General features: G+C 72.1%; 1 protein-coding gene. It reads left to right on the forward strand.

Annotated elements, in window-relative coordinates:
• Positions 1 to 61: 61 nt before the first annotated feature.
• A complete protein-coding gene (locus N8I74_RS03790) occupies positions 62 to 13,495 on the forward strand; it encodes an SDR family NAD(P)-dependent oxidoreductase (protein WP_263125592.1) in 13,434 nt (4,477 codons plus the stop codon).
• Positions 13,496 to 13,584 lie beyond the last annotated feature (89 nt).

A 13,584-nucleotide genomic window follows, 5' to 3' on the forward strand; every position in this document is an offset into this window, starting at 1 on the left:
TTCCCGACCCGAAAGCCGATGTCCGCCCACTGGGCGGCATCGGCGGCACCCAGAGTCCACCATGATCGATTTCGTTGAATACATCGTTGCCGAACTGAAAAGCGCCCGGCTCTCCCGGCAGGACGCGCTCGACCTGATCCGGCAGTTCTCGGGGCGCGGCCGCGATGGCGCGGCACCACCGCTGCACCCGCTGCTGCACCGCAACGCCTCCGACCTGGCGCGGCAGCGCTACGCGGCCTCGTTCGGCGGCGACGAGTTCTTCCTGGACGGTCACCGCGTCGCCACTGGCAGCGGCGCGCCGCTGCCGGTGCTGCCCGGCGTGGCCTATCTGGAGATGGCGCGCGCCGCCCTGGTCGACGCCCTGCCCGGGCACGGCGGGACGGATGCGGTACAGCTGAGCGACGTGGTCTGGCTCAAGCCACTGGTGGTCGATGCGCGCACCGAGGTGTTCATCGAGCTGCGCCCGGCCGGCGACGGCGTTGCCGACACCCCGGTCGAGTTCGAGATCCGCAGCCTGGCCGGGCAGGGGGAGGAACTGCACTGCCGCGGCCTGGCCGCCTTTGCCGGCGAGGCGCCGCCGCCGCTCGATCTGCCGGCGCTCGGGCGCCGGATGCAGGCCGGTGAGCTGGATGCACAGGCGGTGTATGCCGTCTACCACCGGATGGGCATGCGCTTCGGGCCGGCGCACCAGCCGGTGGCCCGCGTGCTGCGCGGCGAAGGCGAGGCGCTGGCAAGGCTGGCGTTGCCGACGGCGGTCGCCGGCACGCTGGAGGCGTTCACGCTGCACCCCAGCCTGCTCGACGGCGCACTGCAGGCCGCGCTCGGGCTGGTCGGCGACCCGGGCGCATTGCCGCAGCAGCCGTCGCTGCCGTTCGCGCTCGATACGCTGCGCGTCTACGCCGGCTGCCGGCCGCAGATGTACGCCTGGGTGCGGCGCGTCGGCGGCAGCGGCGCGGTGGCCCGGCTCGATATCACGCTGTGCGACGAGGCCGGCCGGGTATGCGCGGTGCTGCAGGGCTTCGCCTCGCGCACCCTGGGCACGGCGGAACCACGCGCTGCCGTGCCGCAGCAAGCCACGCACGGACTGGTGCTGGCCACGCCGTGCTGGCGAGCGGCCGCGCTGCCGGATACGGCTGCGGCGGCCCCGGTGCAGCAGCAGGTGCTGCTGTGCGGGTTGGACCGGTTGCTGGCGCCGCTGCGCCAGCAGCTGCCCGGCGGTCAGGTCGACGTCGTGCCGCAGGGGCCGGACGATCCGGCCGGCAACTTCACCGCCGCGGCGTTGCATTGCTTCGAGACGGTCCGCACGCTCAGTGCAGGCAAGGGCGGGCCGGTGCTGCTGCAGCTGGTGGTGCCGGACACGCCGCAGGCGCGGTTGCTGCTGGGGCTGTCCGGGCTGCTGAAATCGGCGACGCTCGAACACCCGGCGCTGCGCGCGCAGCTGCTGCTGGTCGATCCGGCAACCGACCCGGCGACGCTGGCCGGCTGGCTTGCCGCCGAGGCCGGCACGGGCGCACCGCTGGTGCGTCGCGGCGCGCAGGCACGTGAGGTGCCGGGCTGGCAGCCGCTGGCCGAGACGGTGCCGCCACTCGCGTTCCGCGAAGGCGGCGTCTATCTCGTCACCGGCGGGCTGGGCGGGCTGGGCGGGCTCTTCGCCGCCGAGATCCTGCGCCGGACTGTGCAGGCGCGGGTGATCCTGACCGGCCGCGCCGCGCCCTCCGCCAAGACCCGGCGCCGGTTGGCGGCGCTGGCGGCCGACGCCGACGTATCCCGGCTCGCCTACCTGCCGCTGCAGCTGACTGATGCCGCGGCGGTGGCGGCGCTGGTGCGGCAGATCGAGGCCGGATACGGCCGGCTCGATGGCATCCTGCACTGCGCCGGCATGATCGCCGACAAGCTGATCGCCAGGAAGAAGCCGGCCGAGGTCGCCCAGGTGCTGGCGCCCAAGGTGGCCGGCACGGTGCACCTGGATCTGGCGAGCCGGCACCTGGATCTCGATTTCCTGGCGCTGTTCTCGTCCGGCGCCGCGCTGATGGGCAACGTGGGGCAGGCCGACTACGCCGCGGCCAACGGTTTTCTCGACCGCTATGCGCACTACCGCAATGAGCTGGCCGCCCGCGGCGAGCGCCGCGGCCTGACGCTGTCGATCGATTGGCCGCTGTGGCAGGAAGGCGGCATGCCGATGCCGCAGCCGGTGCTGGACGCGATGCGGGCCGCCACCGGCATGCAGCCGCTCGGCACCGCCTCCGGCATGGCGGCGTTCCAGCGCAGCCTCGCCGCCGGCCAGCCGCAGACCGTGGTGATCGAGGGCGAGCTGGCCGCGATCCGGCGCACGCTGTTCAGCGACGGGGCCACAGCACCGGCACCCGTCGCGACGGCACCGGCGCAAGCGATCGTGGCGGCACCGGCGCAATTGGCCGGACAGACCCGCGACTACCTGCGCCGGCAGTTCGCCGGGCTGTTCAAGCTGCCGTACCAGAAGGTCGACGCTGCCGCGCCGCTGGAGAAATACGGCATCGATTCCATCCTGGCGATGGATCTGACGCGGCAGCTGGAAAAGACCTTCGGCGCGCTTTCCAAGACGCTGTTCTTCGAATACCAGACCATCGACGAGCTGACCGGCTACTTCCTGCGCGAGCACGCGGCAGCGCTGGAAGGGCTGTTCCACACCGCCGCACCGGCGCAGTCTGCCGGCCCGGTGCCGCCGGCACCGGCACCGGTGCGCTCCCGGCTGGCACGCGCACCGCAGCCGTCGCCGCAGCCGCAACCGGCGCCGCATGCCGAGCCCATCGCCATCGTCGGGCTGAGCGGGCGCTACCCCGAGGCGCGCGACCTGGCCGCGTTCTGGGACAACCTGCGCGCTGGCCGCGACTGCATCGTCGAGGTACCGGCCAGCCGCTGGGACTGGCGCGATTACTACAGCACGGACCGCAGCACGCCCGGTGCGCACTACAGCAAGTGGGGCGGCTTCATCGATGGCGTGGACGAGTTCGACCCGCTGTTCTTCAACATCCCGCCGGTGGACGCCGAGCTGCTCGATCCGCAGGAACGGCTGTTCCTGCAGCACGCCTGGATGGCGGTCGAGGACGCGGGCTATACCCGCGCTGGCCTGCAGGCGGCGGCACAGCACGGCCAACCGGGCGAGGTGGGCGTCTACGTGGGCGTGATGTACGGCGAGTACCAGCTGTTCGGCGCCGAGGCGAGCCTGCAGGGGCGGCGCCTCGGCGTGCCGGTCAGCTACGCCAGCATCGCCAACCGGGTATCGTACCTGCTCAACCTGCACGGCCCGAGCATGACGCTGGACAGCATGTGCTCGTCCTCGCTCACCGCCATCCACCTGGCATGCCAGGATCTCAGGCTCGGCCGCACCGCGTTGGCGATCGCCGGCGGGGTCAACGTCAGCATCCATCCCAACAAATACCTGATCCTCAGCGCCGGCCAGTACATCTCGGGTGACGGGCACTGCCAGAGCTTCGGCGAGGGCGGCGACGGCTACATCCCCGGCGAGGGCGTCGGCGTGGTGCTGCTCAAGCGTCTCAGTGACGCCGAGCGCGACGGCAACCACATCTACGGCGTGATCCGCGCCAGCGCGCTCAACCACGGCGGCAAGACCAACGGCTATTCGGTGCCCAACCCCAAGGCGCAGGCCGGGGTGATCGACGCCGCGCTGCGCGAGTGCGGCATCGACGCCGGTGACATCAGCTACATCGAGGCGCACGGTACCGGCACCCGGCTGGGCGATCCGATCGAGATCGCCGCGCTGTCGCAGGTGTTCCGCCGCCACACCGCGGCGCGCCAGTTCTGTGCGCTCGGCTCGGCCAAGTCCAACATCGGCCACTGCGAATCGGCGGCCGGCATCGCCGGGCTGACCAAGGTGCTGCTGCAGCTGAAGCACCGGCAGATCGTGCCGTCGCTGCACTCGGCACGGCTCAACCCGCATATCGACTTCGCCAGCACGCCGTTCACCGTCAACCAGACCTTGCGGCCGTGGGATGCCCCGGTGCGCGACGGCCGCACGCTGCCGCGCATTGCCGGCATCTCGTCGTTCGGTGCCGGCGGCTCCAATGCGCACCTGATCGTCGAGGAATACACGCCACCGCAGGCCGCACCCGCCGGCCCGCAGGAAGCGATGCTGATCCCGCTGTCGGCGCGTACCGCACCGCAACTGGCGCAGAAGGCCGCCGAACTTGCCGCCTTCCTTGCCGATCATCCCGATCTGAGCCTGGCGGCCGTCGCCTACACGCTGCAACTGGGGCGCGAAGCGATGGACTGCCGGCTTGCGCTGGTGGCCCAGACGCTGGACGGACTGACCCGGCAACTGCAGGCCTGGGCGCGCGGCGAGCGCGAGCTGGACGATTGCTTCCACGGGCAGGCCGACGCGGGCGACGGGGTGTCGTTGCTCAGCCAGGACGAGGACATGCAGGAGGCGATCGGCAAGTGGATCGAGCGCCGCAAGCTGTCCAGGCTTGCCGAGCTGTGGGTGCGCGGCCTCGCGCTCGATTGGCAGCGCCTTCATGCCGGCCGGCCGGGGCTGCTCGTCAGCCTGCCGGCCTATCCCTTCGCCCGCGAGCGCTACTGGATCGGCCGGAGTGCGGGCTCGGCCGCCGGCCGCGCACCTGCGCTGCATCCGCTGCTGCATGCCAACACCTCGGACTTCTTCGCGCAACGCTATGCCTCGGTCTTCAGCGGCACCGAATTCTTCTTCAGCGACCACCGGGTCAGCCTTGCCGGCGCCGCGCCGCAGCGCATGCTGCCGGGCGTGGCCTGCCTGGAGCTGGCGCGCGCCGCCGTCGAACTGGCGCTGCCCGGCACGGCGGGCGGGCGGCAGCTGGCGATACGTCATCTGGCCTGGGCGCAGCCGGTGCTCGGCGACGGTGGTGCCCGGTTGCGGATCGCGCTGACGCCGCATGGCGAAAGCGTCGTCGATTTCGAAGTGCGCGGCGCGGATGGGGATGATGGCCCGCTGCATTGCCAGGGACAGGTGACGCTGGACGAGGCGCCGCCCCCGGCCGCGCTCGACCTTGCCGTGCTGCGGGCGCGGATGACGCGCGGCGCGCTGGCGCCGGCTGCGCTCTATCAGGCGTTCGCGGCGCTTGGCATCCACTACGGTCCGGCGCTGCGTGGCGTGGTGGGGCTCGAACGCGGGCAGGACGAAGTGCTGGCCACGCTGGCCCTGCCGGCGGCGGCGCCCGCCGAGGGCTACGTGCTGCACCCGGCGCTGCTCGACAGCGCGCTGCAGGCCACGCTGGGCCTGCTCGCCGATCCGGCGCAGCCGTTGCAGGCGCCGGCGGTGCCGTTCGCACTGGATGCCGCGGTGCTGGCCGCGCCATGCACGCCGCGGCTGCTGGCCTGGGTGCGCTACGCCGACGGCACCGGGCACGCCCTGCGCCGGATCGATATCGACCTGTGCGACGAGGACGGCCGTGTCTGTGTGGCGTTGCGCGGGCTGGCGCTGCGCACCGCGGCACAGCCGACGGCGCCATCGCTGCTGCTGGCCTGCCCGCAGTGGCAGGTGCCGGCGGCGCCTGACCTGCCGATGCCGGCCTGCGGGCGGCATCAGGTGCTGCTGTGCGGGCTGCCGTGGCTGGATCTGGCGCGGCTGCGTGCGGCATTGCCCGGCATCGACGCCGAATGCCTCGCACCGGCGGGCACGCCGGACGCCGCCGAGCGCTACCGGCTGGCCGCGCTGGCCTGCTTCGAGCAACTGCGCGCACAGCCGGGCCACACGCCCGGCCAACGGATGCTGTTCCAGCTGGTAGCGGTGGACGACGGCGACGCGGCGCTGCTGGCCGGCTTGGCCGGGCTGATCGACAGCGCGCGGCTGGAGCACCCGGCGCTGATCGGCCAACTGGTGCTGATCGGGCGCGACGACGATGAGGCGGTGCTGGCCCAGGCGCTGCGTGCGGCGCAGGCGCACTGGGGCGACACCCTCATCCAGGCCGCGGCCGGCGTGCCGCGGGTGCGGCGCTGGCAGCCGGCGGCCGTGGCCGAAAGCATGCCGTGGCGCGACGACGGGGTGTATCTGATCACCGGCGGGCTGGGCGGGCTGGGCATGCTGTTCGCCGCCGAGATCGTCGCACGCACGCCTGACGCCACCGTGGTGCTGACCGGGCGCGCCGAGCTGTCCACCGAGCGCCGTGCCGGGCTGGACGCCTGGTGCGCGGCACGCGGGCTGGCACCGGGGCGGCTTGCCTATCACCGGCTCGACCTGGAGGACCTGGGTGCGGTCGAGGCGCTGGTGGCCGACCTCATGGGCCGCCACGGCCGGTTGACCGGCGTGCTGCACAGCGCCGGCATGCTGCGCGACAGCCTGATCGTCAACAAGCGCGCCGAGGATTTCGCGCAGGTGTTGGCGCCCAAGGTGCGCGGCACGCTCAACCTCGATCTGGCGACACAGCACACGCCGCTCGATTTCATGGTGCTGTTCTCGTCGCTGGCCGCGGCGCTCGGCAATGTCGGGCAGGCCGACTACGCGGCGGCCAACGGCTTCATGGATGCGTTCGCCGGCCATCGCAACCGGCTCGCCGCCACCGGCCTAAGGCAAGGCCGGACACTGTCGGTTGGCTGGCCACTGTGGCAGGACGGCGGCATGCAGCTGGATGACGCGGCGTTGCAGGCGCTGGCCGACGCCGCCGGCATGACGCCGCTGGCCACCGCCAGCGGCATGCGTGCCTTCGGCGCGGCCCTGGCGCTGGACGCCGATCACGTGCTGGTGGCCCAAGGCGATGCGGTGCGGCTGCAGCGCGCGCTGGCGCGCCGACATGCCCCTGCCGCCGCGGCGCCGCCGTCCGTGCCGGCAGCGGCGTCCGCGGGGGCGCAGGCCGACGTCGCACAGCTGCATGCCGGGCTGCAGCGCTATCTGATCGAGACCCTGTGCGAGTTGCTGCGGATGCCGGCGCATGAGGTCGACGCCAGGGCGCCGCTGGAAAAGTACGGCATGGATTCGGTGCTGGCGATGAAGCTGACGCAGGCGCTGGAGCGCCGCTTCGGTTCGCTGTCCAAGACGCTGTTCTTCGAGTACCAGACCATCGCCGCACTGGCGCGTCATCTGGCCGAGGCCTTCCCCGGCATCGCGCGCGAACTGGCCGGGGCGGCGGCGCCCGCCGTGCCGCTGCCGCCGGCGCCGCGTGCGTTGCCGGCCAGGCTGCGTCTGGCCGCGCCGACCCGCGCGGTGGACGACGGCATCGCCATCATCGGGCTGGCGGGCCGCTATCCGCAGGCACCTGATCTGGCGACGTTCTGGCGCAACCTCGCCGCAGGGCGCGATTGCATCACCGAGATCCCGCCGGCCCGCTGGGACCATGCACCACTGTTCGACCCGGCGCGCAACCAGCCGGGCAAGAGCTACAGCAAGTGGGGCGGCTTCCTGGACGGCGTGGACGCGTTCGACCCGCTGTTCTTCAACATCTCGCCCAAGGAGGCCGAGCTGATCGACCCGCAGGAGCGCCTGTTCATCGAGACGGCCTGGGAGGCGATCGAGGATGCGGGCTACGGCAAGGCGGCCCTGGCCCGCCACCGCGTCGGCGTCTATGTCGGCGCGATGTGGGGCCAGTACGAACTGTATGGCGCCACGCCCGTCGCGGGCGGCGTGCCCAGCTCATCGTTCGCTTCGATCGCCAACCGCGTCTCGTACTTCTTCGACTTCCAGGGACCGAGCCTGGCGCTCGACACCATGTGTTCCTCGTCGCTGACCGCCATCCACCTGGCGTGCGAGGCGCTGCGCGGCGGTGCGGCCGACGTGGCGCTGGCCGGCGGGGTCAACGTGTCGATCCATCCGCACAAATACCTGAGCCTGAGCCAGGGCAACTTCGCCTCCACCGACGGGCGCTGCCGCAGCTTCGGCGAGGGCGGCGACGGCTACGTGCCGGGCGAGGGCGTGGGTGCGGTGCTGCTCAAGCCGTTGCAACGCGCGCTCGACGACGGCGACGTCATCCATGCCGTGATCAAGGCCAGCGCCATCAACCACGGCGGCAAGACCAACGGCTATACCGTGCCCAATCCGGTGGCGCAGGCGGCGCTGATCCGCGAGGCGCTCGAACGCGCTGCCATCGATCCGGCCGGCATCGGCTATATCGAGACCCACGGCACCGGCACGGCGCTGGGCGATCCGATCGAGATCACGGGCCTGGCGCGTGCCTTCGACGGCGCCGACGGCGGCTGGCACTGCGCCATCGGTTCGGTCAAATCCAACATCGGCCACCTGGAGGCGGCGGCCGGCATCGCCGCGCTGACCAAGGTGCTGCTGCAACTGCGGCATGGACAGCTGGTGCCGTCGCTGCACGCCGAACGGCTCAATCCGCATATCGATTTCGGGCCTACCCCGTTCCGGGTGCAACGCACGCTGGCCGACTGGCCGCAGCCGGCCGGGCAACCGCGCCGCGCCGCGATCAGCTCGTTCGGCGCCGGCGGCGCCAATGCCCACCTGATCGTCGAGGAATACCGCAGCGCGTCCCCGGTCGCAGCGGCGCCCGCCCGGCCCGAGCTGTTTGTGCTGTCGGCCAGAAGCCGCGCCGCGTTGCTGGCCTATGCCGAGCGGATGGCGGCCTGCCTTGCCGATACGACGGCGCCGCTCTCCGATATCGCATTCACGGCGCAGGTCGGCCGCACCCCGCTGCCGCTGCGGCTGGCGGTGATCGCCGACGATGCGGCGGCATTGCGCGGAACGCTGCGGCAGTGGCTGCAGCAGGTGCGCACAGGGATGGACGCAGCGCTGCCGCAAGGGGTGTACGACGGCGGGGCACGGCCGGCGCGGCCGGTGGCGGTGGACGACGCGGCGGTGGGGCGCCTGCTGGCACAGCGCGATCTGGCAGGGCTGGCCGAGTGCTGGGTTGCCGGCGGCGAGATCGACTTCGCGCAGCTGGCGCGCGAGACGCGCCCCCGGCGCACTGCGCTGCCCACCTATCCATTCGAGCGCGAGCGCTACTGGCTCGACACCCGGCCCCTGGCCGCGCCGCCTGCACCGGGGCAACTGGTCTACTACCGCGAGCGCTGGCAGTCCGCCATGCCGGCCGGCACCGGCAGCGATCCGGGCGCGGCCGGTCCGTTGTGGTGCCTGGGCGCCGATGAGGCGCTGCTGGCCGAGGCGACACGGCGCACCGGCGCGCCGGTGGTCGTGGTGCACTATGCCGCTGGCTACCGGCGGCTCGGTCCATATACCTACTGCGTCGATCCGGCGTCCGAGGATGATTTCGCCGCGCTGCTTGCGGATCTCGGGGGGGTGTTGCCGGCCGCCATCGTGCAGGCCGTGCCCGATACCGGGGCGCTTGCCGTGCGGCTCGACCGCGGCGTGTTCGCGTTGCATGCACTGTGCCGGACGCTGATCCGGCACCAGCCGCGCCAACCGATCCGTATCGTGGCGCTGGGCTCGTCGGCACTGGACGGGCAGGGCGCGCTGCATCGCGGGCTGGCGGGCTACCTGGGCAGCCTGGCGCTCGAACACCCGCGTTTCGCATGGAAGGTGCTGGCCGTCGACGCGGGTGGTAGCGCGGCGCAGACGGCACGCGCCGCGCTCGACGAGCTGTGCGAGGCCGACTGGCACGACGGCGAGGTGCGCATCGCCCCCGCCGCATCGGCACCGCGCCGCGAACTGCGCTGGATCGAGCGCTACACGCCGGCGCAAGATGACCTTGGCGCTGCGCTCAAGCACGGCGGCGTCTACCTGGTCACCGGCGGGCTGGGTGGATTGGGCTACCAGCTGGGCCTGCACCTGGCGCATCGCTATCGCGCGCGGCTGGTGCTGAGCGGGCGCTCCGGGCTGGACGCCCGGTTGCAGGCAAGGCTGGACGAATTGCGCCGCCACGGTGGCGAGCCGGTCTATCTGCAGGCCGACGTGGCCGACGCGGCCCAGGCCGAGATGCTGGTGCGCGAGGCCACGGCGCGTTTCGGCCGGCTTGACGGCGTGATCCACGCCGCAGGGGTGCATCGCGACGCCTACATCCTGAACAAGACCCGCGCCGAGATGGTGGACGTGCTCGCCGCCAAGGTGGCCGGCACGCTCAACCTGGACCGGGCGACGCAGGCGACGGACCTCGATCTTTTCGTGCTGTTCTCGTCGGTGGCCGGCGCGCTCGGCAATCCCGGGCAGGCCGACTATGGCTACGCCAACCGCTTCCTGGATGCGTTTGCGCAGGCGCGGCAGGCGCAGGTGGCGGCGGGGGCGCGCAGCGGCAGGACGCTGTCGATCGGCTGGCCGTTCTGGGCGGAAGGCGGGATGCGCATCGCGCCGGACGATCTGGCGCGGATGGCGCAGCGCACCGGCATGGCCGCGCTGCCCAGTGCCGAGGGCCTGGTGGCCTGGGAAACGCTGCTGCGCGCCCCCGAGGCGCATGGCATCGTGCTGTATGGCGAGCCGGCGCGGATCGCGGCCTACGTGGAGCGCGACGACGCGGGTGCGGCATCGCCGCCGGCGGCGGCGCCGCCGATGGCGCCGGCATCGCTGCACCAGGCGGCCGAGCACTACCTGAAGGCGCTGCTCGGCGCCGAGATCAGGCTGGCGGTCGAGCGCATCGACGCCGAGGCGCGGTTCGACGACTTCGGCGTCGATTCGATGATGGTCGGCCGCATCAATGCCCGGCTGGAGCAGGACCTGGGCGAGCTGCCCAAGACGCTGCTCTACGAATACGCCACCATCGCCGAGCTGGCCGGCTATCTGGCCCGGGAGGCCCGGCCGGCGCTGGTGCGGCATCTGGGCGATGCCGGGCAGCCGGCGGCCGCGCCGCAACCCGCGGCACCAGCCCCATCCGCCGCGGTGGCCGTGGCGGTGCCCACCGACGCGCTGCCGCCGCACGAGGACATCGCCATCATCGGCCTGCACGGCCACTTCCCCGGTGCCGAATCGCTGGAACAGTACTGGCGCAACCTGAGCGAGGGGCGCGACCTCGTCACCCGCGTGCCGGACAGCCGCTGGGACGCGGACGCGTTCTTCGACCCGGACCCCGAGCAGGCGCGGCAGGGCAAGATCTACTGCCAGTGGGGCGGCTTCCTGGAGGACGTGGACAAGTTCGACGCCGCGTTCTTCGGCATCGCGCCCGACGAGGCGCGCCTGATCGACCCGCAGGAGCGGTTGTTCATCCAGTCGGTCTGGGCGGCGATCGAAGACGCCGGCTACACCCGCGACAGCCTGAAGAGACGCTATCCCAAGGCCCGCAGCGCCGACGTGGGCGTGTTCGTCGGCGTGACCACCAACTCCTATCAGCTGCTGGGTTCGCAGACCGCGCAAGGCAGCGTGCAGGCGCCGGGCTCGCTGCCGTGGTCCATCGCCAACCGGGTGTCGTACTTCTTCGACTTCCAGGGCCCCAGCATGCCGGTGGACACCGCCTGCTCGTCGTCGCTGGTGGCGATCCACTTCGCGTGCGAGAGCCTGAAGCAGCAGGAATGCCAGGTGGCCATCGCCGGCGGGGTCAATCTGTATCTGCATCCGGCCAAGTACCAGTCGCTGTGCCGCCGCGGCATGCTGGCGCTGGACGGCAAGTGCCGCAGCTTCGGCGACGGCGACGACGGCTTCATCCCGGGCGAGGGCGTCGGTGCGCTGGTGCTCAAGCCGCTGTCGCGCGCGATCGCCGAGCGCGACCACATCTACGGTGTGCTGGCCGCCAGCGTGTGCGAGCACAGCGGCCGCTCCAACGGCTATGCCGCGCCCAATCCCAATTCGCAGGCGCGCCTGATCGAGCAGGCGCTGGACAAGGCGGGAGTCGATGCCGAATCCATCGGCTATGTCGAAGGGCACGGCACCGGCACGCAGCTGGGCGACAGCCTGGAGGTGGTGTCGATGACGCAGGCGTTCCGCAAGCACACGCAAAAGCGGCGCTACTGTCCGCTGGGCGCGGTGAAGGCCAACGTCGGGCACGCCGAGTCGGCGGCCGGCATCGCCGGGGTGGCCAAGATCCTGTTGCAGTTCAAGCACCGGCAGATCGCGCCGACCATCCACTCCGAACAGGTCAACCCCAACATCGATTTCGAGAACTCGCCGTTCTACCTGCAGCACGCGCTCACGCCCTGGCCCGCGCAGTCGGGCGTGCCGCGCCGCGCGCTGATCAATTCCTTCGGCGCGGGCGGCGTCAACGCCTGCCTGATCCTGCAGGAATACGTGGCACCGGCGGCAACCGGCGAGCCGGCGGCCGGGCCGCAGCTGATCGTGCTGTCGGCACGCGATGACGCGCGGCTGCGGCACAGCGCGGCACAGTTGCAGGCGCACCTGGTGGCGCAGCCCGGTATCGATCTGGCGCGGCTGGCCTACACGCTGCAGGCCGGTCGCGAAGCGATGGCGCAGCGGCTGGCGGTGGTGGTGCCGGATGGCGCGGCATTGCTGGCGGCGCTGGCCTCGTTTGCCGCTGGCGAAGCGGTACCGGGCATGCTGCTGGGCCGCGTCGAGCCCCACCGTGCCCGGAGCGCGTCGCGGCAGGACGAGCGCGCCCAGATGAAGACGCTGTTCGTGCAGGACGCGCTGGAGGCGCTGGCGCAGCGCTGGGTGGCAGGGGTTGAGATCGACTGGGACGACTGCCACGGTGCGCATCACCCCGCCCGGCTGCCGCTGCCCACCTATCCGTTCGCCAAGGAGCGCTACTGGGTGTCCGACATGCCGGTGCCGCCTGCAGTGACCCCCGCGGCGGCCGCGCGCCTGCATCCGCTGGTCGACGGCAATGTCTCCACGCTGCACCAGGTGCGCTTCGCCTCGTTGCTGGCGGGCTCCGAGTACTACGGGCGCGACCACCAGGTAAACGGCGCACCGCTGTTCCCGGGCGCAGGCTTCCTCGAGATCGCCTGCGTGGTCGGGGCCATCGCCGGCGAAGCACCGGTGGCGCGTATCGAGGACATCGTCTGGGCGCAGCCGCTCAGGCTGGACGCCTCGCCCCGCCAGATCATGACCCTGCTCAAGCCCGATGGCGCCCAGGCGCAGTACGCCATCGTGTCGTTCGACGACGAGAACGAGCGCGTGCTGCACGCGGAAGGGCGGCTGTGCTACGGCGCGGCCGGCATCGCAGAGCCGGCCTGCCAACCCGAGGTGCTGATGCAACGCGCCCACACGGTGCACCCCGGGGCCGCGTGCTACCGGCAACTGGCCGGGCTCGGCCTGCACTATGGGCCGGCGTTCCAGAGCATCGAGGCGCTGCACGTCGGCGAGGGGTTCGCGCTCTCGCGGCTGCGGCTGCCGGCGCTGCTGCAGCCGGGGTTCGAGCAGTACGTGCTGCATCCGTGCCTGATCGATGGCGCGCTGCAGACCGTGCTCGGCATGGCCGCAGGCGCCGATCCCGACACCGCCTACCTGCCGTTCGCGCTGGACCGGGTGCACATCCTGCGGCCGCTGCCGCAGGCCTGCTACGCCTGGGTCACGCCTGTCGGTACCCAATCGATGGCGCCGCAGCTCAGGCAGTTCGATATCCGGCTGTTGAGCGACAGCGGCGAGGTGCTGGTGAAGCTGGAGAACTTCTGCGTACGCGCGGTGCCGGGGACGGCGCTTTCGCAGCCGCGCGAAACCGGGCAACCGGCGGTGATGCAGTGAGCGATCGGGTGCGGCTGCCGCTACCGCATCCGGTCGCTCCGGCTCCACGCAGTGCCCTGGATCGGGCCGCTGCCGGGTGCCCGCTCCGT

Origin of the sequence: Chitiniphilus purpureus (genome assembly GCF_025642115.1) — a bacterium.
Lineage (GTDB): Bacteria > Pseudomonadota > Gammaproteobacteria > Burkholderiales > Chitinibacteraceae > Chitiniphilus > Chitiniphilus purpureus.

What these genes read in the sequence shown, in the direction of transcription:
- N8I74_RS03790 (WP_263125592.1), top strand. Translation starts at nt 62, where the DNA reads ATGATCGATTTCGTTGAATACATCGTTGCCGAACTGAAAAGCGCCCGG.